The sequence below is a fragment of the Ruania alkalisoli genome (assembly GCF_014960965.1).
Classification (GTDB): Bacteria; Actinomycetota; Actinomycetes; order Actinomycetales; family Beutenbergiaceae; genus Ruania; species Ruania alkalisoli.
In genome coordinates, this window is record NZ_CP063169.1 from 2,411,229 (window position 1) to 2,437,641 (window position 26,413).

The 26,413-nt window shown below is 68.8% G+C and carries 22 protein-coding genes and 2 tRNA genes; 8 read left to right on the forward strand and 16 right to left on the reverse strand.

The features are described from left to right. Nucleotides 1-12: 12 nt before the first annotated feature. The 4 genes from IM660_RS10725 to IM660_RS10740 are packed head-to-tail and all read right to left on the reverse strand — an operon-like array spanning nucleotide 13 to nucleotide 3,306. Nucleotides 13-756: a DUF1353 domain-containing protein gene (locus IM660_RS10725; protein ID WP_193495409.1), complete on the reverse strand. Its 744-nt coding sequence runs from the start codon at nucleotides 754-756 to the stop codon at nucleotides 13-15. Between the two features lie 2 nt (nucleotides 757-758). Next, nucleotides 759-1,424, reverse strand: a complete 666-nt coding sequence (locus IM660_RS10730; RefSeq protein WP_193495411.1) for a histidine phosphatase family protein — start codon at nucleotides 1,422-1,424, stop codon at nucleotides 759-761. Then, nucleotides 1,421-2,152 (reverse strand): zinc ribbon domain-containing protein, encoded by a 732-nt coding sequence (locus IM660_RS10735; RefSeq protein ID WP_193495412.1) that lies wholly within the window; start codon nucleotides 2,150-2,152, stop codon nucleotides 1,421-1,423. The genes IM660_RS10730 and IM660_RS10735 overlap by 4 nt, the downstream gene beginning before the upstream one ends. Further along, nucleotides 2,149-3,306, reverse strand: a complete 1,158-nt coding sequence (locus tag IM660_RS10740) for a Nif3-like dinuclear metal center hexameric protein (protein WP_193495419.1) — start codon at nucleotides 3,304-3,306, stop codon at nucleotides 2,149-2,151. Before IM660_RS10740 ends, IM660_RS10735 begins: the two co-directional genes overlap by 4 nt. Nucleotides 3,307-3,472: 166 nt before the next feature. Between IM660_RS10740 and IM660_RS10745 the strand changes: the two genes are divergently transcribed. Continuing rightward, nucleotides 3,473-5,200, forward strand: a complete 1,728-nt coding sequence (locus IM660_RS10745; protein WP_193495421.1) for a hypothetical protein — start codon at nucleotides 3,473-3,475, stop codon at nucleotides 5,198-5,200. 73 nt (nucleotides 5,201-5,273) lie between these two features. On the opposite strand, the gene IM660_RS10750 is transcribed toward IM660_RS10745, so the two are convergent. The 4 genes from IM660_RS10750 to IM660_RS10765 form a co-directional block, all read right to left on the reverse strand. Then, nucleotides 5,274-5,347 (reverse strand) — tRNA-Val (locus tag IM660_RS10750). Between the two features lie 48 nt (nucleotides 5,348-5,395). After that, nucleotides 5,396-6,181, reverse strand: a complete 786-nt coding sequence (locus IM660_RS10755) for a glycerophosphodiester phosphodiesterase family protein (RefSeq protein ID WP_193495423.1) — start codon at nucleotides 6,179-6,181, stop codon at nucleotides 5,396-5,398. After that, complete coding sequence (locus IM660_RS10760) at nucleotides 6,178-6,663, reverse strand: redoxin domain-containing protein (RefSeq protein ID WP_246464902.1); 486 nt, start codon at nucleotides 6,661-6,663, stop codon at nucleotides 6,178-6,180. Before IM660_RS10760 ends, IM660_RS10755 begins: the two co-directional genes overlap by 4 nt. Beyond that, nucleotides 6,660-7,088, reverse strand: coding sequence for a DUF3052 domain-containing protein (locus tag IM660_RS10765; RefSeq protein ID WP_246464903.1), 429 nt, complete (start codon nucleotides 7,086-7,088; stop codon nucleotides 6,660-6,662). The genes IM660_RS10760 and IM660_RS10765 overlap by 4 nt, the downstream gene beginning before the upstream one ends. 280 nt (nucleotides 7,089-7,368) lie before the next feature. Between IM660_RS10765 and aceE the strand changes: the two genes are divergently transcribed. After that, nucleotides 7,369-10,116, forward strand: a complete 2,748-nt coding sequence (gene aceE / locus IM660_RS10770; protein ID WP_193495426.1) for a pyruvate dehydrogenase (acetyl-transferring), homodimeric type — start codon at nucleotides 7,369-7,371, stop codon at nucleotides 10,114-10,116. Between the two features lie 100 nt (nucleotides 10,117-10,216). Here aceE and IM660_RS10775 read toward each other — a convergent pair whose 3' ends face one another. Further along, on the reverse strand, nucleotides 10,217-10,900 hold the full coding sequence (locus IM660_RS10775) for a hypothetical protein (protein WP_193495428.1): 684 nt from the start codon (nucleotides 10,898-10,900) through the stop codon (nucleotides 10,217-10,219). A gap of 119 nt (nucleotides 10,901-11,019) precedes the next feature. On the opposite strand from IM660_RS10775, the gene IM660_RS10780 reads away from it, so the two are divergent. From IM660_RS10780 to IM660_RS10800, 5 genes are all read left to right on the forward strand, one after another. Further along, on the forward strand, nucleotides 11,020-12,195 hold the full coding sequence (locus IM660_RS10780; protein ID WP_193495430.1) for a PucR family transcriptional regulator: 1,176 nt from the start codon (nucleotides 11,020-11,022) through the stop codon (nucleotides 12,193-12,195). A 97-nt stretch (nucleotides 12,196-12,292) separates the two neighbouring features. Further along, a complete protein-coding gene (locus tag IM660_RS10785) occupies nucleotides 12,293-13,255 on the forward strand; it encodes an ACP S-malonyltransferase (RefSeq protein ID WP_193495432.1) in 963 nt (320 codons plus the stop codon). Continuing rightward, nucleotides 13,255-14,313: a beta-ketoacyl-ACP synthase III gene (locus IM660_RS10790; protein ID WP_193495434.1), complete on the forward strand. Its 1,059-nt coding sequence runs from the start codon at nucleotides 13,255-13,257 to the stop codon at nucleotides 14,311-14,313. The genes IM660_RS10785 and IM660_RS10790 overlap by 1 nt, the downstream gene beginning before the upstream one ends. Before the next feature lie 117 nt (nucleotides 14,314-14,430). Beyond that, on the forward strand, nucleotides 14,431-14,679 hold the full coding sequence (locus IM660_RS10795) for an acyl carrier protein (protein WP_159620681.1): 249 nt from the start codon (nucleotides 14,431-14,433) through the stop codon (nucleotides 14,677-14,679). 98 nt (nucleotides 14,680-14,777) lie between these two features. Further along, entirely contained in the window at nucleotides 14,778-16,022 is a 1,245-nt protein-coding gene (locus IM660_RS10800; protein ID WP_193495435.1) for a beta-ketoacyl-[acyl-carrier-protein] synthase family protein, read from the forward strand. Nucleotides 16,023-16,147: 125 nt separating this feature from the next. Here IM660_RS10800 and IM660_RS10805 read toward each other — a convergent pair whose 3' ends face one another. From IM660_RS10805 to IM660_RS10825, 5 genes are all read right to left on the reverse strand, one after another. Then, nucleotides 16,148-16,648, reverse strand: coding sequence for a DUF3145 domain-containing protein (locus IM660_RS10805; RefSeq protein WP_193495437.1), 501 nt, complete (start codon nucleotides 16,646-16,648; stop codon nucleotides 16,148-16,150). A gap of 140 nt (nucleotides 16,649-16,788) precedes the next feature. Then, entirely contained in the window at nucleotides 16,789-17,274 is a 486-nt protein-coding gene (gene def, locus IM660_RS10810) for a peptide deformylase (RefSeq protein WP_193495438.1), read from the reverse strand. A 99-nt stretch (nucleotides 17,275-17,373) separates the two neighbouring features. Further along, nucleotides 17,374-18,951 carry a hypothetical protein gene (locus IM660_RS10815; protein ID WP_193495439.1) on the reverse strand — a complete coding sequence of 526 codons (1,578 nt, stop codon included), beginning with the start codon at nucleotides 18,949-18,951 and terminating at the stop codon, nucleotides 17,374-17,376. 138 nt (nucleotides 18,952-19,089) lie between these two features. Next, nucleotides 19,090-20,628, reverse strand: coding sequence for an alpha-N-arabinofuranosidase (locus IM660_RS10820; protein ID WP_193495441.1), 1,539 nt, complete (start codon nucleotides 20,626-20,628; stop codon nucleotides 19,090-19,092). A 94-nt stretch (nucleotides 20,629-20,722) separates the two neighbouring features. Beyond that, nucleotides 20,723-24,235 carry a methylmalonyl-CoA mutase family protein gene (locus tag IM660_RS10825; RefSeq protein WP_210768960.1) on the reverse strand — a complete coding sequence of 1,171 codons (3,513 nt, stop codon included), beginning with the start codon at nucleotides 24,233-24,235 and terminating at the stop codon, nucleotides 20,723-20,725. A 143-nt stretch (nucleotides 24,236-24,378) separates the two neighbouring features. Between IM660_RS10825 and IM660_RS10830 the strand changes: the two genes are divergently transcribed. Beyond that, nucleotides 24,379-25,410 (forward strand): 6-phosphofructokinase, encoded by a 1,032-nt coding sequence (locus IM660_RS10830; protein ID WP_193495443.1) that lies wholly within the window; start codon nucleotides 24,379-24,381, stop codon nucleotides 25,408-25,410. 300 nt (nucleotides 25,411-25,710) lie between these two features. Here IM660_RS10830 and IM660_RS10835 read toward each other — a convergent pair. Further along, nucleotides 25,711-25,783: transfer RNA gene (locus IM660_RS10835), tRNA-Asn, on the reverse strand. 125 nt (nucleotides 25,784-25,908) lie between these two features. Then, on the reverse strand, nucleotides 25,909-26,406 hold the full coding sequence (locus IM660_RS10840) for a hypothetical protein (RefSeq protein WP_193495445.1): 498 nt from the start codon (nucleotides 26,404-26,406) through the stop codon (nucleotides 25,909-25,911). Between the last annotated feature and the right edge of the window lie 7 nt (nucleotides 26,407-26,413).

A 26,413-nucleotide genomic window follows, 5' to 3' on the forward strand; every position in this document is an offset into this window, starting at 1 on the left:
AGCCGTGATCCCCTATGCCGACTGGGACCCGGTGCTGGCACCAGGACCGGTGACGACTCGCTCGACGAGACGGTAGAGGCCGAACAGCGCTGCGATCGCCAGCGTCACGTGCACCAAGAACGCCAGCGCCACGCCGGTGATGATCCCGGCGCGGGCGAACCTGCCCCAGGTCAGGGCCAGGACCGAGGGCACGACGACCGCGGCTGCGCCACCACCGAGCAGCTCGGCACCGAGGCTGCGCTGGCCCATCCACGGCAGGACCGACCAGAGGTCCAGCAGGTCACCGGTGGCGATGAGCCCGACCAGGGTGACGACACCGATCAGTGCCAGGACCGCGCCACGCCAGCGCCAGCGTCGCTGCGGCATCGTCCACATGGTCGCGATGCTCACCGCCGCCCACATCAGCCAGCTGCGCACCACGGGTGTGCCCAGTTCGCGCAGCGCCACCCGGAAGATCCGGTCCGCTTCGACCCTGTCGATCGGCGGGCCCTCGTAATCTCCCTCGATGACGATCGCGTCGTGCAGGACAGCAGCGGCCGCGTAGCGCCCACTGCGCGGAACCAGCCAGGTGAACATCCAGGGCACAGACGCGAAATCGGTCCGGAACTGTTCCAGGTCGGAAGGAACAACGAACGGCTCGTCGTAGTCATCGCTGCGGTAACCGATCCGCCGCAGCAAGGTGAAGTCACGCCCGTCGACGCTGCGGACCTCAAGCCGGAGCGGCCCCCCGTCGCCGACGTCGAAGAAACGCCCCATCCTCACTCCTCGCCAGGGAGTCCGACGCCGAGAAGTTGCGTGAACGTGTCCTCCTGGCGGCGCAACACGGTCGTCGAGGCCGGCAGCAGCCGGAAGCGCCACCACGCACCGGGCGGGGCGAGCAGAGCCCGGCCCACCATCGCTCGGATGCTGACGGCGTGCGCCACGACCACCACGGTGCTGCCTGCGTACTGCTGATAGAGGTCAGAGAGCATCTCCTCGGTGCGGACACCGACTGCTGCCGTGGACTCCCCGCCCCCGGGCGCCGGTATGGTGCCGTCGGTATGCCACAGGGCCCGTTCGCCGGGCCACCTGGCATCGATGTCTGCGGGCCGCAGACCCTCCCAGTCGCCGAAGTCGCACTCCCGGGCACGGGCCTCGATCGTCGGCGCCAGGCCGAGCCGCTCGCCGACGACGGCCGCAGTCTCCTGGGTGCGGACCATCGGGGAGGTGAGTAACGCGGACGGCGAGGGCACGTCATCGAAAAGGCTCCGGCCGATGCGGTACGTCAGACGTGCGGCGGCATGCGCCTGCCGCCGCCCGATGTCGGTGAGCGAGGGCCCCGGCACCCCTGAACCGGAGTAGGCCCCGTGCGGTGTGAGTGGTGTCTCCCCGTGGCGCACGAGAACGACGGTGACGGCGTCACTACCGGCGGCGGCACCACTCATGCGAGCCGAACGAGGATGTAGCCGTAGTCCTCACTGCGGATCACTTCATCCGGCCCGGCGGCTGTGATCGCGGCCCGCTCGGTGAGGCTGAGCGTCAGCTGGACGCCGACGGTCGATTCGCCCTGGATGGCAACAACGCCGAGCCCTCCGGTCTGGGACCGCACTCGGTCGTAGAGCGACATCAGCCCGGCATCGATACCGGCTGCAGCGACCTCACGGCGCCGGGTAACGTCGGCGATCTCACTGTCGAGCCGTTCGAACTCGCGGTCGCGCTCGGCCTCGGCCTTCTCGACCTGTGCGCTGATGGCGGCGAGCTGCTCATCGATTGCGGCCGCGTCCTTCTCAGCCGCTTCGAGCCGCTCCATCACTTCCAGCTCGACTTCCTCCAGTGCACCCTGGCGTCTGGCGAGGGACTCGATCTCGCTGCTGAGTGCCTGCAGATCCTTCGGCGAGCCCGCTCCGGATTCGAGCCGCTTCCGGTCGCGTGCCGCGCGGATCTCCACCTGCTCCACATCGGCCTCGGCCTTGCGCAGCTCGCGGCGCACGTCCGAGACGAGCGTGTCAGTGGCGGTCTTGGCCCGCCCGAGGTCCTCGGCACGTCCCTCCAGTTCGGCGAGCGTGGCCAGGGTGGGGTGAGACTTGCGCTGGTGGGCGAGCTTGGCGAGTTGGGTGTCGAGCGCTTGGACGTCCAGCAGGCGTCGCTGGTCGGCAGCAGGGGCAGTGGTCACAGGGTTCCTCCGGTCTCGGCTCCGCCCAGCCTAGTGGTCCACGGGTCGCTCACGCGGGTGCTGACGATGGTCTCCACCCTCCCCCCGGAGTCACCGGCGAGGGCGCGGGCAGCCACGGGCAGCCACGGCCACTCGGTGGCCCAGTGCGCTGCGTCGATCAGGGCGGGTGCTCCGTCCTCCTCGCGCGCTTCGCCGGCCCGGTGGTGGCGGAGGTCGGCGGTCAGGTACACATCCGCCCCGGCCGCGCGGGCCGCCTCGAGGTAGGAGTCCCCGGCGCCGCCGCACACGGCAACAGTGGTGATGATCGCGTCGAGGTCGCCACTGACCCGGATACCCCCCGCTGTGGCTGGTAGGCGTTCAGCCACGACCGCCGCGAGCTCGCGCAGCGTGGTCGGTTCCTCCAGGCGCCCCACCCGTCCTGCGCCCACGTCTGACGACGGAGCATGCGTGGCGAGAAAGGAGTACGCCGGCTCTTCGTACGGGTGAGCGTCGCGCAGCGCAGCCGTGACGGCATCCCGCCGGCCGGATGGCACCACCATCTCCAGGCGACGCTCGGTGACACGTTCGTGGGTCCCAACCGCGCCGATGGCCGGCTCTGCGCCGTCCTGCGGGGTGAATTCGCCGGTGCCGGTGACCGACCACGCGCAGCCGGTGTAGTCCCCGACCGCGCCGGCGCCGGCCGCCGCCAGTGCTTCTCGGAGAGCTTCGGCCTCGGGCTCCGGTACGTACACCACGAGCACGTCCAGCGCCCGCCCCGGGGCCGGCACCAGCGGCCGGGTCTCCGCCAGGTCGAGTAAACCGGCGAGAGCGTCGTTGACACCACCGGCGGCGATATCGGCGTTGGTATGGGCGACATACAGGCCGATGCCTTCGGAGATGAGCCGGTGGATGACCCGACCCTTCGGGGTGGTGGCGGCCACCGAGTTCACCGGTCGCAGGAGCAACGGATGATGGGTGACCAGCAGATCGGCACCGGCCGCAGCGGCCTCGGCGACGACCTCTTCAGTGGGATCGACGGCGAACAGCACACGCTCGACGGGCGCCTGTGGTTCCCCAACCACGAGCCCGACGGCGTCCCACGCCTCCGCCGTAGCGGGCGGGTATCGGCGCTCCAGCAGATCGATGATCTCACGCAGGTGCAGCGGTGCGTCCATGTCGCGACCCTAACCTCTCCCACAGACAGGTGTGGCCCCCCGTCCTAGCCCGGCACGCTCGGGTGCATGCCGGTTCTGAGGGCGGATGCTGTTCGTTCACACGTCGACAGGGAGGCGCCGAATGGGTGCGCTGCACGCCTTGGGGCACTCTGGCAGGATCCTGGGGATGAGCGAGCCGCCGGATGACGAGGGTGACCAGATCGTCGACGCCTCCCCCAAGACGATCCTCGACGTCGTCGCGAAGGCCCTCGAGCTCCCTTTCTCCGACGAGGGCAGCAAGTGGCGCATCGACGGCATCGACGGTCAGACCATGTCGACGGGGCATGTGCTCCCGCTGGGTGCTACCACCGACCGGGCTGCGCTCGCCGCGCTGACCGTTCCCCTCGCCGAGGCCGCTGATCGCCGGTGGGGCCCGGGTCGCGACTTCGACGCGGCCCGCTATCCCCCAGAGCTGCTCGAGGAGGACCGCTACGATCCGCGAGCGATGCCTGCGAAGGTGGTGCGCGCCGTGGGTGCCGCACACGCCCGGTGGTGGCGCACCGGCGAGTTCGCGGTACTCCTCGTCGACACCAGCGCGAACGCCCCGGACAGCACGGACAGTGTGGCCGCGCTGGTGATGCTGCCGTGGCTGCGGATGGACGGGCCGCCTGCGGACTTCGTGCACTGGCGTCGGCTGCAGCACGGCGGTGAGCCGACTCCCTGGCCGGTGGACCTGCGATTCCTCAGCGACGACGAGGATCCCGCACTGCTCGGCGGCGACCTGCTGGTGGGTTCCGACGTCGTGGCTGCGATGGTTCGCCGTGAGGCTCTCCTCCAGGTGTCGGGCATGATCGCCTGGGCCGCCGAGCAGGGCGGTCGCGCATTCGGGTACTGGCTGGGACCCGAGCGGTCGCTGCGGGAGGAGGCTCCCATCGTCACCTTCGCCGGGGACCGTGGTTTCGACGTGCTCCTGGGACGCACCCTCTCCGAGGCGTTGTGCGCCTGGTATGCCGAAGAGCCCAGTCCCGACGCCGGCTACGCGAGGCTGGCACGGGCCTGCCGCGACCTGGGGGTGCCCGTTCCCGATGGCATGCCCCGCCCACCGGTGAAGGCTGCGGGCCCGACCCCGCAAGATCTGCTCGAGAAGGGCGAGGCGGCGATCGGTACCGAGGACGTCTGGGAACGTGCGGCCGCGTCACCGCTGCTCGCGGACCTCATCTCGCGCGAACGCGCCCGAGTACTGCACGCGGTATGGGAGATCGTCGCCACCCGCGATCCGGCGGTGCTCGAACCGCTGGCCGCCAGCCTGCCTGCGATCGGCCGTGCGACCTCAGGTCTCGACCTCGGCGGCGCGCTGCACGCGAACGCCGGCTCGCTCGAGCACGCCGTGGAGCGGCTGCGGCTGTTCCGGGACGGTACCTGCCTGTGCGCCGCCTACACGCACCGGCTGCCATTCTACGATCCGGCCAAGGAGGCCGGTCGCGGGCACATCCGCATCGAAGGAGAGGCGCCACGCAAGGACTGGGTGCCCGACCGGATCTGCGCATGCACGGCCTGCGGTCGCCGATTCAGAGTGGAGCAGGGCGAGTACCACTACACGTGGTGGAAGTGGACATCGCTGCCGGATCGCGATGAGGCGGCCGCCCTGGAGGAACTCCATCGGGTGATCCACCGCGAGGGTCTGCCCACCCCGCTCATCCACAACCGCGAGGGCCGGCTGCTCAACCAGGACTGGGTGAGGTACCAGAACGCGGACATGGTCGTCCTCCACTGGGCCGAGAATGGATGGGAGGTCTACCTCCAGGGCGAACGGGGCACCGCCTACGAGACCACCCGGCGTTCTGTTGCCACCATGGCCGACGGCGTCACCCAGGTTCTCCATGAGCTGCGTTTCCTTGCCAGGCTAGGCACGTAGTGCGCCTTCCTGTGCGCAGCGGTCGCCACTGGGAGCACGCCGACGACGTTGCCTGAGTCCGCAAACCGATCGGTGGGCCCAGAGGGACTCGAACCCCCGACATCCGCGGTGTAAACGCGACGCTCTAACCAACTGAGCTATAGGCCCTGGCAAGGGGCAAGAATAGCAAGCGACCTGACGCCCTCGACACCGCGCTCAGGTCGTCGATGCCTCGTCACCGTCCGGCCCGCCAGGCGCAGGCCACTGGCCACGTTCACGGAGCACCTCGCGCAGCACGTCGATGCGGTCCGAGACGATGCCGTCCACCCCGCGATCCAGCAGCGTCCTGATCGTCGCGGGGTCATCGATCGTCCACACGTGCACCTGCATGTGCTGGTGGTGTGCGCGGCGCACGAACGCCTCCGTGGCGATCTCGATGCCCCGCCAGCGCTTGGGTACCTGCAGCGCCACCGCACCGGCACGCGCGGCGGCCCGCGACCGCCCGAGCAGCATCGCCACCACCTCGCGCGGTGACGCCGACGTGGCCACCTCCGGTGCCAGCCGCCGCACCCGCCGCATCCGGGCATCGTTGAACGAGGCGACGACCACCCGGTTCTCCACGCCGTGTCGGCGCACGGCCTCGATCGCCGGCTCGACCACGTCATCGGACTTCACGTCGAGATTGACCCACAGGTGCCCGAACTCCTCCAGCAGCTCAGCCAGGGTGGGGATCGACTCACCACCGCTCAGGGTCGCCGCGCGCAAGTCGGTCGCCGACAGCTCGGCCACCGCTCGTGTCTCTCCCGTGATCCGTCCCAGGTCCGGATCATGCACCACGAAAGGCACCCCGTCCCGACTGGCACGCACATCGGTCTCGATGTAGGTGTACCCCAGCTCGACAGCATTGCGCACCGCCGTCAGGGTGTTCTCGATACCGGCGTTCGCAGGCAGACCCGCCCCGCCCCGGTGGGCCAGGGCCAGCGGTCCTCCTGGGAGTCTCATGCCGCCGCCCACAGGGCTTGGACCGCACTCAGATAGTCCTCGACGCGGCGCGCCTGCCCACGCGGACTCGTGATGGTCCAGGCCAGGGTGCCCTCGCCGTCGATCAGCACGCTCACCCGATCCGCGGCTCCGTCGGTCTCGTTGAACGCGCCGTACGCCCTGGCGATCGATCCGTGCGGCCAGAAGTCCGAGATCAGGGTGAACGGCAGCTCCTCCACCTCAGCCCACGCCCGCAGCACCATCATCGAGTCACAGGTCACCACCAGCAGCCGCGCACCATCTGCGGTGAGGTCCAGGTATGCATCCCGCAGCGCGGCCACCTCGCTGCCGCACACTCGTGTGAAGGCGAACGGGATGAAAACCAGCAGCACCGGCGCACCGCGCAGCGCCTCCAGTGACACCGGGGTGCCGTGGGTGTCCGGGGCCGTGAATGCCGGTGCCGGGCAGCCCACGTGCAGACTGCTCCCGAGGGAGGTGGTCACCGACCCCGCCCACGGGTGGTGAGCCGGAAACCTGACCAGTTCTCCCCTGCCGAGATCGTGCTCGTCGAGTGCAAACCAGCAGTCCGCGCTGCCTCGTCGACCTCCGGTGGACGCACGTGCCCTGGACGTCCGGGCTTGGGAGTGAAGACCCAGATCAACCCGCCATCTTCAAGGGTCGTCATGGAGTCGGTCATCAGATCGGTGAGGTCGTGGACGTCACCGTCCTCCTCCCGCCACCACAAGATCGCGGCGTCGGTGACGTCATCGAAGTCCTCGTCCACGAGCTCCTGCCCGGTGACCTGCTCCAGCTCCGCGCGCAGTTCCTCGTCGACATCCGCGTCGTACCCGAACTCCTGGATGACCTGTCCTTGCTTCACCCCGAACCGGGAACCCTGCTGGTCCTCGGTGCTCGCGGTCCCTGCCACGTTCGCCTCTCCTTCGCCGACCCCGCCCGGATGGCGGAGATATGAGACAACCGAACCGCACATGCACACCTGAGCGCAACCGAACGCTCCGCCACGGGGGATATCCGGTCCTGAGCCGACGCCCTCAGTACGGTGTCGGGGATGTCACACCTGCCGACGATGGCGTGCCCATGCCAAGGCATGACAATAGGATCGTCAGCGCAGTCCCTTGTGGTGTCCACACACCACGCAAGGATGATCGCCGAGCGCCGTGACCCGGTGCGGAGAGAAGAGAAGAGTCGTGACCTCACGCAACGAAGCCGGACCTCTGATCAATGGCCTGCTCAGCCAGGTTCCGGACATCGACCCGGACGAGACCGGCGAGTGGCTCGAGTCCCTCGACGGCCTGATCGAGGCCCGGGGCGGCCCGCGGGCCCGGTACATCCTGCTGAACATGCTCAAGCATGCGCGCGAGCGTGACGTCGCCGTTCCCTCGGCGATCACCACGCCCTACGTCAACACCATTGGTGTGCACGACGAGCCGTACTTCCCCGGCGATGAGGCCGTCGAGCGTCGCTACCGCTCCTACCTGCGCTGGAACTCCGCGGTCATGGTGACGCGAGCACAGCGACCCGGGATCGCCGTCGGTGGCCACATCTCCTCCTACGCCTCGGTCTCCACGCTCTACGAGGTCGGGCTGAATCACTTCTTCCGTGGCAAGGACCACCCAGGCGGCGGCGACCAGATCTACTTCCAGGGCCATGCCGCGCCCGGGATGTACGCCCGCGCCTATCTCGAGGGACGTCTCACCGAGGATCAGCTCGATTCCTTCCGCCAGGAGCTCTCCCGGCCCGGTGGTGGTTTGCCCTCCTACCCGCACCCGCGGAACATGCCCGACTTCTGGGAGTTCCCCACGGTGTCGATGGGTCTGGGACCGGCGAGTGCCATCTACCAGGCCTGGGTCAACCGCTACATGCACTTCCGCGGCATCAAGGACACCTCCGAGCAGCGGGTGTGGGCCTTCCTCGGCGACGGCGAGATGGACGAGCCGGAGTCGCGCGGCATGCTGCAGCTGGCCGCGCAGCAGAACCTGGACAACCTGACCTTCGTGGTCAATTGCAACCTGCAGCGGCTCGACGGTCCGGTGCGCGGCAACGGCAAGATCATCCAGGAGCTCGAGGGCTTCTTCCGCGGCGCCGGCTGGAACGTCATCAAGGTCGTCTGGGGTCGCGAGTGGGACGCCCTGCTCGAAGCCGACAAGGACCGCGCGCTTGTCAACCTCATGAACAACACCCCGGACGGTGACTTCCAGACCTACCGGGCCGAGGACGGTGCGTTCATCCGTGAGCACTTCTTCGGGCGTGATCCGCGCACCAAGGCGCTCGTGGCGAATATGAGCGATGACGACATCTGGGCGATGAAGCGCGGTGGGCATGACTACCGCAAGCTGTTCGCCGCCTACAACGCCGCCGTCAACCACACCGGCGCTCCCACCGTGATCCTCGCGCACACGGTCAAGGGCTACGGCCTGGGCTCCTCCTTCGCGGGCCGCAACGCCACGCACCAGATGAAGAAGCTCAAGGAGAACGACCTGAAGGGCCTGCGGGACTCGCTGCGCCTGCCGATCTCCGATGAGGCCATCGAGGCCGACCCGTACCTGCCGCCCTATTACCACCCCGGCATGGACGCCCCGGAGATCGAGTACATGATGGACCGGCGCAAGAAGCTGGGCGGATTCCTGCCCGAGCGTCGCTCCAAGTACACCGAGGTCACCCTCCCGGCAGACAAGGCCTACCAGCGCCTGGCCAAGGGCTCCGGACAGCAGGAGGCAGCCACGACGATGGCGCTCGTGCAGCTGTTCAAGGAGCTGTTGCGGGACAAGGAGTTCGGCCATCGGATCGTGCCGATCATCCCGGATGAGGCGCGTACCTTCGGTCTGGACGCGATCTTCCCGAGCCTGAAGATCTTCAACACCAACGGCCAGAACTACCTCTCGGTCGACCGCGAGCTGCTCCTGAGCTACAAGGAGGACGAGACTGGCGGTCTGCTGCACACCGGTATCAACGAAGCCGGTTCGGCGGCTGCCTTCCAGGCCGTCGGCACCTCCTACGCCACGCACGGCGAGCCGATGGTGCCGTTCTACTTCTACTACTCGATGTTCGGGTTCCAGCGCACCGGCGACCAGTTCTGGGCCGCCGGTGACCAGCTCACCCGTGGCTTCCTGATCGGTGCCACGGCCGGCCGGACCACGCTGACCGGTGAGGGCCTGCAGCACGCTGACGGGCACTCCCCCGTGCTGGCCGCCACGAACACCGCGGTCGTCCAGTACGACCCGGCGTACGGATACGAGATCCGGCACATCGTCAAGGACGGCCTGCAGCGGATGTACGGCACAGAGGATCCCCGCGATCCGAACGTCATCTACTACCTCACGGTGTACAACGAGCCGATGATCCAGCCCGCCGAGCCGGAGGACGTGGACGTCGAGGGCATCCTCAAGGGCATCCACCGCCTCGAGGCTCCCACCGACGGCGACGGTCCCGTCGTCCAGCTGCTCGCCTCGGGCGTCGCTGTGCCGTGGGCACTTGAGGCGCGCCGGATCCTCGCTGAGGACTGGGGCGTGCGCGCAGCCGTGTGGTCGGTGACCAGCTGGGGCGAGCTGCGCAAGGACGGCTTGGCGGCCGACCGCGAGGCGTTCGTCAACCCCTCAGGCGAGCAGCGCGAGGCGTACGTGACGGCGAAGCTCAAGGATGCCGGCGGCCCGTTCGTGGGCACCTCCGACTACGACTTCCAGGTGCCGGACCTCATCCGCACCTGGGTGCCCGGTGACTACTGGACGCTCGGTGCGGACGGCTTCGGCTTCTCCGACACCCGTCCGGCCGTCCGCCGTCACTTCCTCATCGACACTCAGTCGATCGTCACCCGCGCCCTACAGGCGCTCGCACAGCGCGGTGAGGTGGACGCCGCTGCCCCGGCGCAGGCGGTGGAGAAGTACCAGCTGCTCGACGTCAACGCCGGCACCACCGGCACCGCAGGCGGAGACTCCTGAGGTCGCCTTTCCACAGCGCACCACCACGACGGCGGAGCTCACCTGCATCATGGTGGGCTCCGCCGCCGTGTATGGAGCCTTGGCCGCAGACGGTGCGGGCTCAGTCCACCGTGCTCGCGTCGGATTCTGCCCGCGCCACGAAAGGCTCCAGCTCGGCAACGATGCGTGGCGTGTCGTGGTGAGTACTCAGCTCGGCCAGGTCCCGCAGGTGCCGGCGGGCATCGGTGACCCGAGCCGCTTCCAGCGCTGCTTCGACAATCTGGCGCCCCGCCTCGGGTGACTGCTCAGCCGGGGACCAGTGCCCGACACCCAGCCCGAGCGCCTCGGCGGGCAGATGGGCAGCGCGGAGCATCTTGATTCCCTCGATGAGCGCCAGTCCGGACGTCTCCCGCTCGCAGGCTGCACCGAGCCGTCGCATGGCGCCCTCCTTGTCGTCCTCGAGGGACAGGCGCGCCAGTTCGATCAACGGGTACCAGCCCCGTGGGCGCCCCGCCAGTTCCTCCGCCAGGGCCCAGTGCGCCGTATCCGCCTCCCGGGAACTGGTCACCGGAGCGACATCAGCAGTCAGCGGGTCCGGATGCTCGACCTCGGCAGCACGCCGTCGCACGATCTCCGCGAGGGTGGAGAATGCCTCGACGTCGTTCGGGTCCTCCTCGAGCCGCGCCCGCAGTCCCGCCTCGGCCTCCGCATCCGGTGGCGGCGGCGCCGATGTGACCCGCGCCTGCGCCTGGGGACGGCTCGGAGCAGGGCGGAAGACGTCTCGCAGGCGCTTGATCAAGGACATGCGTCCAGCGTATCCGAGCACCTCGTGGCCCACCCGCGCTCCCGTGACGGCTGTATCCGCCGCGTGGGCGGCATAGAGTTTTGTGGGATTCCCACAATCGCAGGGGGTACCCTCGGCGCATGACGAGTGCGCGGGGTGACTCCTCGACCCCGGAGATGGTCCGCAGGCTGCGCGGCGGGACGGATCTGCTCACCGCTGCCGCCATGCGGCGTCTGGACGCCGAACTGCCCTGGTACCGGGCTCTACCTGCCGAGGATCGCTCGTGGATCGGGCTGGTCGCCCAATCCGGTATCGCCAGTTTCATCACCTGGTACGAGAATCCGGGCCGCGGTTCCTACAACGCCGCCGAGATCTTCCGCGCCGCACCGCCCGAGCTGACTCGCTCCATCTCACTGCAGCACACCCTGCAGCTGGTCCGGATCGTCGTCGAGATCGTGGAAGGGCACACCGAGGAGCTGGCCGCCCCCGGTCAGCAGGCCGCGTTGCGGGAGGCGGTGCTGCTGTACTCGCGCGAGGTCGCCTTCTCCGCCGCCGAGGTCTACGCCCGCGCGGCCGAGAGCCGTGGCGCGTGGGACGCACGCCTGGAAGCGCTCGTCGTCGATTCGCTGCTGCGGGGCGATCCCGACGATTCGCTGCACTCGCGCGTGGCCGCGCTCGGCTGGGCCGGCCGTGGCAGCACACTGGTGATGGCGGGTACGGCGGAGGAGACGCTGGACGAGGTCGGTGCCGCCGAACTGCGCCGCGCCGCCCGGCGAACCGCTCAGGATGCGCTGGTGGGCATCCAAGGCAATCGCCTGGTGGTCGTGCTCGGCGGCGAGGGAAACCTGCGTGAGCAGGCGCACGCCCTGCTGGACAGGTTCGGGCCGGGACCGGTCGTGATCGGCCCGGAGGTGCCCGAGCTTGCGGATGCGGGGCGTTCCGCACGCGCTGCCCTCTCGGCGCTGGACGCCGTCCGTGCCTGGCCGAGCGCCCCGCGCCCGGTACTCGCCGACGAGCTGTTGCCCGAGCGTGTCCTCACCGGCGACCGGGATGCCCGCCGCACATTGTTGGCCGAGGTGTACACGCCGTTGCAGGCCGTGGGCGGACCGTTGCTGCAGACCCTGAGCGTGTACCTGAACGAGGGGCGTTCACTGGAGGCGACCGCCCGTCAGCTGTACGTGCACCCGAACACCGTGCGCTACCGGTTGCGGCGGATCGCGACGGTCACCGGGTGGGACCCCGTCGATGCGCGGGAGGGATTCGTCCTGCAGATCGCGATCGCCGTCGGCAAGCTCGCCGAGGGTGTGGCGCTATGACCAGCACCCGATTTGTAGGATGTGCACAAACGCCCCGAAACAACCTGGTGCAATCCGTCGTGCCCGGATCACCACCGACGACGGAAAGGTGAGAACGGTGATCGCACTACTCAGTCCAGGACAAGGAGCGCAGGCTCCCGGCATGCTCGGCCCATGGCTCGAGGTGCCCGGCACGGACGACCTGCTCAGCGCCTGTGCCGAGGCCGCCGGGCTCGATCTGCGCACACTCGGCACCACCGCCGATGCGGAGACGATCAAGGACACGGCCGTGGCACAGCCGCTGATCGTGGCCGCCTCGCTGCTGAGCCTGCACGCCCTGCAGGCGGCGTTGGTCACCCGCGAGGCCTCGCTGGCCGGCACGTCCGACTGGGTGGACATCGCCGCCGGGCATTCAGTCGGCGAGTTCGCCGCTGCGGCCTCGGCCGGGGTCCTGACCCCCACCGACGCACTCCACCTCGTCGGCGTGCGCGGAGCAGCCATGGCCGAGGCGGCCGGACGCGCGGAGACCGGGATGAGCGCCGTCGTCGGTGGGCAGCCGGCGGAGGTGGAGGCGGCCCTGGCCGCCCACGATCTCGTCGGAGCGAACGTCAACGCCGGCGGGCAGGTGGTGGCAGCCGGACTGCTGACGGACCTGCGAGCACTCGAGGCCGACCCGCCGGCGCGAGCCCGGGTGATCCCGCTCGCGGTTGCCGGCGCCTTCCACACCTCCTACATGTCCCCCGCCGTCCAAGCGGTGCAGGCCGTCGCCGATGGCCTCTCCCCTGCCGACCCGGCCGTGCGACTGCTCAGCAACGCGGCCGGCAATACGATCACCTCGGGTGGGGAGGCGCTCGCCGGGCTCGTGGCGCAGATCTCTTCACCTGTGCGGTGGGACCTGTGCCAGGAGGCCATGCTGACGGCGGAGGTCACCGCCGCTGTCGAGCTCGCCCCGGCGGGAGTCCTCACCGGCCTGGCGCGCCGCAGCATGCGTGGGGTGGAGACCGTCGCGTTGAAGTCCCCCGACGACCTCGATGCCGCAGTCGACCTGATCATCCGCACCCGCTCCACGAGGGAGTCCTGATGTCCAAGCCCGCACTCGCCCAGCGCCCGACGGTCGCCGGCAGCCGCCTGCTCTCCGTCGGTGGGGTCCGCGGCGAGAACCTCGTCCCGAACGACGACATCGTCGGCCCGATCAACTCCTCGGACGAGTGGATCCGCCAGCGCACGGGAATCCGCAGCCGGGCACGCGCGAACAGTGACACGACCGTCAAGGATCTGGCCGTCGGCGCCGCGCAGGACGTCCTGGCCAAGGCATCGCTGACCGGTAGCGATATCGGCGCGGTACTCGTCTCGACGGTGACACACTTCGAGCAGACACCCTCGCTCGCGGCAATGGTGGCGGACGCGATCGGCGCCACCCCCGCGGCGGCGTACGACATCTCCGCCGCCTGCGCCGGCTACTGCTACGGCATCGCCCAGGCGGACGCGATGGTCCGATCCGGTGCCGCCGAGCATGTGCTCGTCATCGGCGTGGAGAAGATGAGCGACTTCATCGACCCCACCGACCGGTCCATCTCCTTCCTGCTCGGCGACGGTGCCGGTGCGGCGGTCGTCGGACCGTCGGACACTCCCGGGATCGCCCCCACCGTCTGGGGCAGTGACGGTGGACAGGCCGGCGCGATCTACCAGACGCATTCGTGGCTGGACTACCGGCGGGCCGAGCTCGGTGAGCCTGTCCCGACCGACACTCCGGAGCTAGCCGAGGAGGTCAGCCAGATCACCTCCCCCACGCTGCGCCAGCAGGGCCCGACGGTGTTCAAATGGGTGATCTCGTCGATGCCGGAGATCGCCCGGCGCGCGGTCGCTGCGGCCGGGCTGGAGCTCTCCGACATCGATGTCTTCATCCCGCACCAGGCCAATATGCGTATCACCGACCAGCTGTTGAAGCTGATCGACTTCCGCGAGGACGTCGTGGTCGGCCGTGACATTGCCGACACCGGCAACACCTCTGCAGCGTCGGTACCGCTCGCCACCGAACGCCTCCTCCGCGAGGGGCAGGCCCACAGCGGCGACATCGCGCTCCAGATCGGCTTCGGGGCCGGCCTGGTCTACGCCGGGCAAGTCGTCATCCTCCCCTGAACGCGCCTCACACCTGGCCCTGACCGACGAGGGCCCCCGCGCGCCGAATGGCGATGCGGGCTCACTGTCGGCAACACTGGACCCGACTCACGTCGAACACCAAGAAACGGAGAACCCATGGCGAACAGCAACGAGGAGATCCTCGCCGGTCTGGCGGAGATCGTGAACGAGGAAACCGGACTGGCTACGGACGCCGTCCAGGCGGACAAGTCGTTCACCGACGACCTCGACATCGACTCGCTGTCGATGATGACGATCGTCACCCTGGCCGAGGAGAAGTTCGAGGTCCGCATCCCGGACGAAGAGGTCAAGAACCTCACCACCGTGGGTGACGCGGTCGCGTTCATCGCCCAGGCCCAGGCCTGACGTTACGCGCCGCCCATCCGGCGCGGCCGGGCGCGTCACCTCACCGGTGACGCGCCCGGCCCGAACACTCACCCCAACTTTCCTGACGGAGACTAGCCATGACCGACCAGCCGAATGTCGTCGTCACCGGACTCGGCACCACTAATCCCCTTGGTGGCGACGTCGAGAGCACGTGGGCCGGAGCCCTCGCGGGCCGGTCCGGGGTCCGCACCCTCACCTACGACTGGGTCAGTCGGTACGACCTGCCCGTGACCTTCGCCGGACAGCTGGCTGTTCCGGCCGAGGACGTGCTGGCTCGCCCCGAGATGCGGCGGATGGACCCCAGCGCGCAGTTCGCGATGATCGCGGCCCGTGAGGCTTGGGCCGACGCAGGCGCTCCGGAGATCGACGGCGAACGCCTTGGCACCGTAGTGGCCTCCGGTATTGGCGGCGTCACGACCCTCGTCAACGCATGGGACACCATCAAGGAGAAGGGTGTCCGGCGCGTCCTTCCGCTGACCGTGCCGATGCTCATGCCCAACTCCCCGGCGGCCTACGTCTCCATCGAGGTCGGCGCGAAGGCCGGTTCCCACACCCCTGTCTCGGCCTGCGCCTCCGGCGCGGAGGCCATCGGCTATGCCTTGGAGATGATCCGCACCGGGCGTGCCGACATGGTCGTCGCCGGTGGCACCGAGGCCGCCACCCATCCACTCCCGATCGCCTCGTTCGCGAAGATGCAGGCGCTGTCCACCCGCAACGACGATCCGGCGGGTGCCTCACGGCCCTACGACGTGGATCGCGACGGTTTCGTCCTCGGTGAGGGCGCCGCCGTCCTGGTGCTCGAGCGGGAAGACCACGCGCTCGCCCGCGGAGCGACCATCTACGCTCGCATCGCCGGTGTCGGGATGAGTGCCGACGCCTACGACGTCGCCCCTCCCGACCCCTCCGGTGCCGGTCAGTCGCGTGCGCTGCGCCTGGCGTTGGAGAACGCCGGGATCACCCCGGCTGACCTGGTGCATGTGAACGCCCACGCCACGTCCACGCCTGCCGGCGATGGCGTCGAGGCTGCGGCGATCCGCGCCACGCTGGGCGATGACGCCGACCACATCGCGGTCTCGGCGACGAAGTCGATGACCGGCCACCTCCTCGGTGGTGCCGGCGCACTGGAGTCCTTGTTCACGATCCTCGCCGTGCGCGACCGCAAGGCGCCGCCGACGATCAACGTGGCCAACCCCGAACCCGGCCTGCCGATCGACCTCGTTCGCGATGCCCCGCGTGACTTGCCGTCCGGGCAGATCGCCGCGGTGAACAACGCCTTCGGATTCGGCGGGCACAACGTCGCCCTGGTGGTGACGAACGCCTGAGTCTGACCGCACGACCATGACGGCGGCCGGTCACCCTGGGTGACCGGCCGCCGTCATGCGTGACGAGTGTTCAGCGACCGGTCAGCTGGCAGCGAGTCACCAGCGATCTCACAGTCAGCCCATAGTCAGCCCACACGGTGCAACCAGCGCACCGGTACGCCCGCGCCCGCGTAGCGGAACGGCTCCAGCTCATCGTCCCAAGCCTGTCCGAGGGCGAGCTCCAGCTCACGTGACATCCGCGACGGATCACCGACATGCTCCATCGCCGCACGTACCCGGTCCTCGGGGATGACGTTGTTGCCGTGCGCATCGACCTGCGTGTGGAAGATCCCCAGCTCGGGCGTGTGCGACCACCGGCCACCGTCGACGCCCCGGCTCGGCTCCTCGGTGACCTCATATCGCAGGTGAGTCCACCCACGCAGGGCCGAGGCCAGACGAGCGGCAGTGCCAGCAGGTCCCATCCAGGACGTCTCGGCCCGGTACATCCCGGGTGCTGCGGGTTGTGCGGCCCAATCGAAGGACGTCTGGCCCTCCAGCACCGAGCCTGCCGCCCATTCGACATGCGGGCAGAGTGCACGGGGCGCCGAGTGCACGAAAAATACGCCGCGGGTGATCACACCTGACATGCCGTTCCCTCCTGTGTGTGGTCGAGATGCGTCTTCCCCAACGTCCTCGGCCCTGCACAGTCCTGAACGACTCACGGCTTGCGTGCCCCATCATGCCTCATCACCAGCCATTCGTGCACCCCTGAACCGCTTCCGGGGTGTCAGAAGCGGAGACGGACCTCCCGCATCGCCTCCCGCCGCACCTCGGCATCGAGCCGGGAGAGGTAGAGCCGTCCGTCCAGATGGTCGCATTCGTGCTGCAGGCAGCGGGCCATCAGACCCTCCCCCTCGACCCGGACGGGCCGGCCCTCCAGATCGGTACCTTCGACACGTGCGTAGGTGGCTCGCTGGGTCGGGTAGTACAGCCCGGGTACTGAGAGGCAACCCTCGTCACCACCCTGGATCTCGTCGGAGATCTCGACCAGCTGCGGGTTCAGCACGTAGCCCAGTTCGCCCTCGACATTCCAGGAGAAGGCGCGCAGGTCGACTCCGATCTGGTTCGCCGCCAGCCCCGCCCGACCGTCCCGGTCCACGGTCTCCAGCAGATCGGTCACGAGCCCGCGGATCCGGTCGTCGATGCGCTCGATCGGGGCACAGCGAGTGCGCAGCACGGGATCCCCGACCACGCGGATGTCACGAATGGCCATGGCGCACCATCCTGCCACGAGCGGGCCGCCACCTCATCGATCACGCGGGCGAGCTGATCCGCGTGGGCGCGTCACCAAGGTCGCGCCCACGCGTGCGCGTCAGAAGTCAGCTAGGTCCCAGGCATAGGTGGGGACCTCGCCGGTGAAATCAAGCCACGGTTCCCACAAGATGCCGCCCGGCTCGCGCGGGGCATCCATCAGAGCCCAGCCCGTGTAGGTCTCCCCCGGGCTCATGTCCGAGGGTGCCTGCTGTGACTCGTCCAGACAGAACAGCCCCGCGAAAGCGCTGATATCGGCCATCTTGTTGCCTCCGGTGTCGAGGAGGCCGAGCTCGAAGGTGCTGAAACTCCAGGTGCCCTCCGAGTAGTCCGCAAGCTCGGGCAGTGTGGTGAACTCGAACTCCATCGCCACGTACTCACCCTCGGCCTCGGCGCAGATGAAGGAATTCGGATCCGGCTGCCAGTTGCGTTCCACCTGCAGCAGCCGGACCTCCACGATCGGCGTGCCATCGTCAGTGACGATCGCGGGGTCGGACGGGCTCAGTACCTCGTAGTCACCGGTCAGAGCGCCGGATCCACCGCCATCGTCGGTGGGCTCCTGTGTCGGCTCTTCGGTCGGCTCATCGGTGGTGGGCTCGTCCGTGGGCTCGCTGGTGGTCGGATCATCGGTCGGTTCGCTCGTACTGGTCGGTTCGACCACAGGCTCCGGCTCGTCCTCGCCCCCGAAGATCAGGCTCAGTGCCAGCGCGATTCCGCCGATCACGACGACGGCGATCAGCACGACGACACCGATGATCAGACCCGTACGGCTCTTCTTCTGGCCAGGTCCGCCGGGCGGCGGCCCGCCAGGCCCCGGTGCTGCACTACCAGCGGGCCCCTGACCCCACGGCCCACTACTGCCGGGAGCGGGCGCAGCGGCGTAGGACGCGGTGTACGGCCGGGCCGCGCCATCGGCCGGTGCGTACTGCCCGGGCACCGGCGCCTGAGGCTGACTCGGGTCGAATCCGCTCGGACCTGGCTGGGAGGAACTGCTGAACTGACCGGAACTGTGCGCGTGCGCCTGCTGCCCGAACTGCCCCTGCGGGTATGGCTGCGCAGCGCCACCCTGGCCCGGAGCGAATCCCTCGTGACCGGCACCAGTGACTGAGTCGGGCGCGCCCGTGCTGCCGGCCTGGCCTGGCGTGCCGGCGCCACCGAGGTAGCCCGGCACGCCGGACTGGGGTGCCGACGCCGGGAACTGTTCCGTCGGCTGGGCCAGTTGTTCGGTCGGCTGGGCCAACTGCTCGGTGTGCTGCTCAGCGGGCGGTCCGGCGACGGGATCAGTTTCCGAGGTGAGCCCCGCATCGGCTTCCGCTCGACCGTCCTCCTCGGGCACCGATGCGCTGTCGCCCTCCACCGGCTGCGGCTCGGCCGGCTGGGTCTGTGTCGGCTGCGGCTCGGCCGGCGCAAAGGGCGACGGGGCGGAAGCCTGCGGCACCGGCGGGTGCTGCGCTCCCCCGGGCGCAGGTGCTTCGGTGCCACCAGCGTCAACGGGAGCGGAAGGGACGCCGTCGGGAACCCAGAACTGCCAGCCCTGCGGAGCAGGCGGCCAGGTCGGGTCGGGTTGCCAACCCTCGGGCGGCTCCCATCCCGGCGGCGGCGTCGGCCACCCGGGTGGCGGGTTGAATCGGTGTCCCATTGCGGCTCCCTGGTCAGTTCCCTCGGACAGCGATCATCGTAGAGAACAACCGGCCCGGGCGCTGCCCCCGCCCATGGACAGGACTGCCCACCCGGCCCGGTGACCGGGCGGGCCATCCCACGACAGCCCGCCTGCCCGTCAGTCGACGGTGACGCTCACGGTCACGAAGGAATGCGCCGGCAACTCCACGTGCAGACCGCCCTCGTCGACTCGCAGTCCCTCGTGCACCTGCGGCGCGACCGCGGCAGGCGCCTCGGGCGTGTTGTGCTCGGCCAGGTTCGGTGCGGTCAAGATTCGGCTCTCGACGCCGCTCACCGTGCACCCGCGCAGATCGAGGTGAACCGCAGCAGGCTCGACAGCGTCCAAGTTCGACAGTGAGACGAGCACCTTCCCGTCCTTCCGGCTGGCCGAGACCGAGACCGTCGCCAGGGTCTCCTCGTTCACCGCACGCTGCGGCAGACCGCCCGGAACGTCGACGCGGAGGCTCTGAGCATCCTGATGACCGGCGTTCATCTCGAACACGTGATAGGTCGGCGTGAGGACCAGAGCCCCCGAATCCGGATCGGTGAGGATCATCGCCTGGAGCACGTTCACCGTCTGGGCGATGTTCGCCATGACGAGGCGGTCGGCGTGCCGGTGGAAGATGTCGAAGTGGGTGCTCGCCACCAGCGCGTCACGCATGGTGTTCTGCTGGTACAGGAATCCCGGATTGGTGCCCGGTTCCACGTTCCACCACGTGCCCCACTCGTCGAGGACGAGACCGACCTTCTTCTCCGGGTCGTAGTTGTCCATCACCGTGGAGTGCCCGCGCAGCAGGCGATCGGTGTGGGCTGCCTTGACCATGGTGGCGTAGTAGTCGTCCTCGGTGAACTCGGTGGAGCTGCCCTTGTCCGCCCAGGTCCCGGCGATCGTGTAGTAGTGCACCGAGATCGCCTGGTAGATCCCGCGCGGGTCACGTCCGCATCCACCGAGCTCGTTGAGCGCCTTCATGAGGGTCTCGGTCCAGACGTAGTCGTCTGAGTTCGCCCCGGCCGCGATCCGGTAGAGGGTGTTCTCACCGTGGTCGCGGCAGTAGGTCGCGTACCGTCGCGCCTCCTCCGCATAGTGCTGGGCGGACATATTGCCACCGCACCCCCAGGCCTCGTTCCCGATACCCCAGAACGGCACCCTCCACGGCTCCTGGCGCCCGTTCTGCTTGCGCAGCCGCACCATGGGTGAATCGCCCTCCCGTGTGAGGTACTCCACCCAGTCGGCCATCTCGCGCACCGTGCCCGAGCCGACGTTGCCGTTGATATATGGCTCAGCGCCCAGCATCTCGCACAGGTCCATGAACTCGTGGGTGCCGAAGTGGTTGTTCTCCTCGACGTTGCCCCAGTGAGTGTTGACCATGGCTGGGCGTTCGACCTTCGGGCCGATCCCGTCCATCCAGTGGTACTCGTCGGCGAAGCACCCCCCGGGCCAGCGCAAGTTCGGGATCTTCAGCGCCCGAAGGGCCTCGACGACGTCCGTACGGATACCGCGTTCGTTCGGGATGTCGCTGTCTGGACCGACGTAGAAGCCGCCGTAGATGCAGCGGCCCAGGTGTTCAGCAAAGTGCCCGTACACGTGGCGGCTGATCACCGGGCCTGGGACGTCGGCGTTGATGATGGCGCGCGTGGCAGCGACCTCGGTGGTCATGGGAGGACTCCAGTGTGCTCGAGGATGGCGACGTTGTAACGTTATTACAGCGTAGTCGCGAGACCGCCACCTCACCAGCACCACACGCCTGCGCCTACATCGCGCGGCGGTACTGCCCTCCGACCTCGTACAGGGCATGGGTGATCTGACCGAGTGTGTGTGACCCGACGGCACGGAGCAGTTCAGCGAATACGTTCCCGTCGGTGCGTGCGACCTGCTGCAGACGGAGCAGCGCGTCCGGATCGGTGGGGTTGCGCGCCTCCTGCCAGCGTCGCACGGACTCCACCTGCGCATCCTTCTCTGGCTCACCGGCACGCACCAGCATCGCCTCGCCACCGCGTTGCGTCTCGCCCGGGGGCCGGAAGGTGTTGACCCCCACGATGGGGAGCGAGCCATCATGTTTGCCCTGCTCGTAGCGCATCGACTCGTCCTGGATGCGCCCACGCTGATACCCGGTCTCCATCGCGGCCAGCACTCCCCCGCGCCTGCTGATGGCGTCGAACTCCTCGTACACGGCCGCCTCGACGAGGTCGGTCAGCTCAGTCATCACGAAACTCCCCTGCCACGGATTCTCGCACCGGCTCAACCCCAGTTCCTGCTGCAGGATCAGCTGGATCGCCACCGCGCGTCGCACGCTCTCCTCGGTTGGCGTCGTCACAGCCTCGTCGTAGGCATTGGTGTGCAGACTGTTGCAGGCATCGAACTGCGCGTACAACGCCTGCAACGTGGTCCGGATGTCGTTGAACTCCACCTCCTGGGCGTGCAGCGAACGTCCGGAGGTCTGGATGTGGTACTTCAGCAGCTGCGAACGCGGCGAAGCCCCGTACCGGTCCCGCAAGGCACGCGCCCAAATCCGGCGGGCCACCCGCCCGATCACCGCGTACTCGGGGTCCATGCCGTTGGAGAAGAAGAACGACAGGTGCGGGGCGACGTCGTCGACCTTCAAGCCCCGGGCGAGGTAGTACTCCAGCAGGGTGAATCCGTTGGCTAGCGTGAACGCGAGCTGGGTCACCGGGTTCGCCCCCGCCTCGGCGATGTGATACCCGGACACCGACACCGTGTAGAAGTTGCGCACCCCCTCGGTCACCGCGAACTCCTGCACATCGCCCATCATCCGCAGCGCGAAGTCGATACCGAAGATGCAGGTGTTCTGCGCCTGGTCCTCCTTCAGGATGTCCGCCTGCACCGTGCCACGGACGGTCGCCAGCGTCTCGGACCGGATCCTGCGATACGTCTCGGCTTCGACCAGGTCGGCTCCGTCCACCCCCAGCAACCCGAGGCCGAGTCCATCGTGCCCGGCCGGCAGCTCGTCCCGGTAGCGCGGCGCCTGCGCGCCGAGCATGGCAGCGATCCGGGCCTGGGCTGCCTCCCATCGCCCGGGATCGGCGCGCAGGTACTTCTCCACCTGCTGATCGATCGCGGTGCGGAAGAACATCGCGAGGATGGTCGGAGCCGGTCCGTTGATCGTCATCGACACCGACGTCCCCGGCGCGCACAGATCGAATCCGGAGTACAGCCGTTTCATGTCGTCCAGCGTCGGCACGCTCACTCCGGAGTTGCCCACCTTGCCGTAGATGTCCGGCCGCGTCGCCGGATCCTCGCCGTAGAGGGTGACCGAGTCGAACGCCGTCGACAGCCGTGCGACCTCCTCACCGCGACGGAGGTAGTGGAACCTGCGGTTGGTCTGCTCCGGGGTTCCCTCCCCGGCGAACATGCGCGTCGGATGCTCCTCGGTGCGCCGGTATGGATAGACCCCCGCGGTGTAGGGGAACGCTCCGGGGGTGTTCTCCGTGTGCAGGAAACGCAGCAGGTCACCGGCGCTGTCGAAGTGCGGTGCAGCCACCCGCGGCACCGGCGTGCCGCTGAGGGTGGCCGTCCGATTCTCGACGGCGATCTCCCGTCCGCGCACGCGGTAGCGCCCCGTAGCAGCCGTCAGGGAGCTTGCCCGTTCGGGCCATCGCCGTAGCAGGTCCAGTGAATCATCGCTCAGCTCGTCGAGTGCCTGCTGGTACGCCGCGCGCAGTTGCTCGTGAGTGCTGTCGGCACCGGGATCGGCAGTTCCGGCGAAGGGGTACCAGAGCTCGGGGAGTTCGCTGTCCTCCACGGCCGCGAGGGCCCGGTGCAGTGCCTGCACCCGGTCCGCACTCCGGCATTCGTCGTCGATGCGGGATCGGGTGTCGAGCGCGTGCTCAGCGATCTCGGCCAGGTACCGGCTCCGGTCTGCTGGGATGATCCCGTCAGCCCCGACCACCAAAGCATCGGCTGCGGGCCCACCAGCCGCGTGGGGATCTGCGCGAGGCTGGGCGGGCGGTTGTGCCGCCCAGCGCCCGCCGAGTCGTGCACACAGAGCCTCGAAGGCGGCGTCCACACCCGGGTCCCGGAATCGGCTGGCGACCGTGGGGTACACCGGGATCTCGGCGTCCGTCAGGTCGAAGGCGAGCCGGTTGCGCCGCCACTGCTTGCGCACGTCCCGCAGCGCATCCTCTGCTCCTCGCCGGTCGGCCTTGTTGAGGATCACCAGGTCCGCGAGGTCGAGCATCTCGATCTTCTCGAGCTGGCTGGCCGCGCCGTAGTCGCTGGTCATGACGTAGACCGGAACGTCCACCAGGCCGGCCACCGAACCATCCGATTGGCCGATTCCAGCGGTCTCCACCAGCACCAGATCGAAGCCGATGGCTTGCAGTGCCCGGATGCTGCTCCCGACGACGGCGCTGAGAGAGGCGTCACGGCGCCGGGTGGCGAGCGAGCGGACGAAGACGCGCTCCGAGCCCGCACTGTTCAGCCGGATCCTGTCACCCAGGAGCGCTCCTCCGGTTCGGCGGCGGGTCGGATCGACGGCGAGGACGGCGATCCGATGCTGAACGTCGCGGTCGAGGAAACGGAGCAGGAACTCATCGATCACCGAGGACTTCCCAGCGCCGCCGGTGCCGGTCACCCCGACCACCGGAGCCAGCCCTGCGCTCCGGTCAGCGGACTGGAGAAGGTGAGAGACGCCGTCATCGGCTGCACTGCCGTTCCCGGGCGCAGGGCCGTTCTGGACTGCAGGGCCGTTCTCGATCGCGCTGAGCAGGCGGGCTACGGCCTGCTCATCCTCGGGCGCCGGCAGACGGGTCGGTATGGCTGGGTCCTGCCGCCTCGCCTTCGCGCGCTCGAGTAGGTCCTCGATCATGCCGTCGAGGCCGAGTTCGAGGGCGTCGTCGGGGTGATAGATCCGTTCGACCCCCGCGCGTTGCAGGGTCGCCATCTCCTCGGTGGTGATGGTGCCACCACCACCCCCGAAGATGCTGATATGCCCGGCCCCGTGGCTGGCCAGGCTCTGCACGAGGTAGGTGAAGTACTCCATGTGGCCGCCCTGGTAGGACGAGACAGCCACGCCGTCCGCCCTTTCCTGCACCGCCGCGCGCACGACTTCCACCACGGAACGGTTGTGCCCGAGGTGGATGACCTCGGCGCCACGATCCTGCAGAAGGCGTCGGATAAGGGTGATCGCGGCGTCGTGCCCGTCGAAGATGCTGGCGGCTGTGACGAAGCGCAGCGGCCGCTCGGCAACCGAATCCTGCGACGTGGCCATCGCCCGGGAGTCGTCCATCACCTGGGGTTCTGACATGGCACCCTCCTTCGCCCGGGCGCCCTCGCACCGGACTCCTCGATCGTAGGCCGCGGTTGCGCCATCTGCCCGACATACCGGCGACACTCTCCCGTCACCGACATGCCCCTACGCTGACAGGGACATCCAGCCAGGAGGTGGACATGAAGATCGGCATCCTGACCAGCGGCGGTGACTGCCCGGGCCTGAACGCGGTGATCCGCGGCGCGGTGCTGCATGGGGTCAAGACCCATCACGACACCTTTGTCGGATTCCGGCACGGATGGAAAGGCGTCCTGACCAACGACGCCATCGCGCTGGATCGCACCGATGTGCGCGGCTTGGCTGGAGAGGGTGGCACGATCCTCGGCTCGTCCCGGACCAATCCGCTCGACGGCCCAGACGCGGGGGTGGCGACCGTGGCGACCACGCTGCAACGCCGCGAGCTCGACGCATTGGTGGTGATCGGCGGCGAAGGCAGCCTGGCTGGTGCCAAGCGCCTCGCCGATGAAGGACTGCCGATCGTCGGCGTCCCGAAAACGATCGACAACGATCTGCGGGGCACCGACTACACCTTCGGTTTCGACACCGCGGTCTCGATCGCTACGGACGCGATGGATCGGCTGCGCACCACTGGCGAGTCCCATCACCGCTGCATGGTCGCCGAGGTGATGGGGCGGCACGTCGGCTGGATCGCCTTGCACTCCGGTGTGGCCGTCGGGGCCCACGCCGTCCTCATACCCGAGCAGCGTGTCGGCATGCCGGAGGTCTGCGCATGGGTGCAGGACGTGCACGAGCGCGGCCGGTCCCCGCTGGTGGTCGTCGCCGAAGGATTCATCCCGGCCGAACGAGAAGACGTCCTCGCGGAGAACGGGACCGACGCCGCTGGACGGCCCCGGCTCGGCGGCGTGGGTGCCCTCGTGACCGCCGAGATCGAGCAGCGCACCGGGATCGAGACCCGGAACACGATCCTCGGGCACGTGCAACGCGGTGGAAATCCCACCGGCTTCGACCGCGTGCTCGCCACCCGGTTCGGGATGGCCGCGGTGGATCTCGTGCACGAGAGCCGCTGGGGTCAGATGGTCTCGATCCGCGGAACAGAGATCGAACGCGTCGATCTGAGCGAGGCCCTCGCCGGACTCAAGACCGTGCCGCAGCACCGATGGGACGAGGCCCGGGCGCTGTTCGGGCGGTGATGGGCGTCTGGTGACGCGCCCCGGCCGCGCCACCCGTCCAGGGCCGTCCAGGGCGGTCCAGGGCCGTCCAGGGCGGTCCAGGGCCGTCCAGGGCGGTCCAGGGCGGTCCAGGGCCGTCCATGGCGGTCCACGGGCCGATCTTTCGGCCCCTGAGCACCTCAAGGGCCGAACTTTCGACCCTTGAAGGGGCGAGGCAGCGCGCAACAGCAACTCCGGGGGCCGTCGGCACCACAGGAGAGCACACCCGTGGGCGAGGAGACGACAAGGGCCCCGCGACCTGGTGGTCGCGGGGCCCTGCTGCTCCCTCAGTTGGACTCGAACCAACAACCGTCCGATTAACAGTCGGATGCTCTGCCAATTGAGCTATGAGGGATCGCGCAGACAATACTAACCCACGGGGGCCGGTGCTCTGACCGTGTCACGGCCAGCACCGGCCATAACCTACGCCGCATGCTGCGGTCGGGTCGAGCAACCGCTGCGGCGGTCAGTCACTCGACCTCAGTCGAGCCCCACAGCGGTACGTACCCGCGCCTCGAGCGCCTCGGCGCGTTCCTGCACATCCGCCGGAGGACGGCGCACCCCGGAGATGGTCACCTGGGAGAACAGGCTGCCGTCGGCGTTGCGCCGGATCGCTCCACGCAGATGACCTCCTCCGGGCAGTGACACTGTCTCGAGCAGGACCAGCGAGTGGTCCACGCGCTCCTTGATCGCGTAGACCAGCTCACGTGTACGTGGTCCGTCACCGACATCCAGGTCGGTGGCAGCAGCACCGTCCACCCAGGTGACGGTGACTGTCCCTGTCTCGCTGTCCCATCCGGCCGCGTCCACGTCCGACCACAGCCGGTCCAGGTGGATCTCCTCGTTCTCCCATGTGATCAATCCCACGGTCGTCACGACCAGGAGCCCACCCCCGGTCAGATCCCCGGTCCCGAGGACACGGGTGCCCGTACCGATCCGGCGGCGAACGGGGTCCGGCAGCTGGCGACGTCGGCTCATACCTACG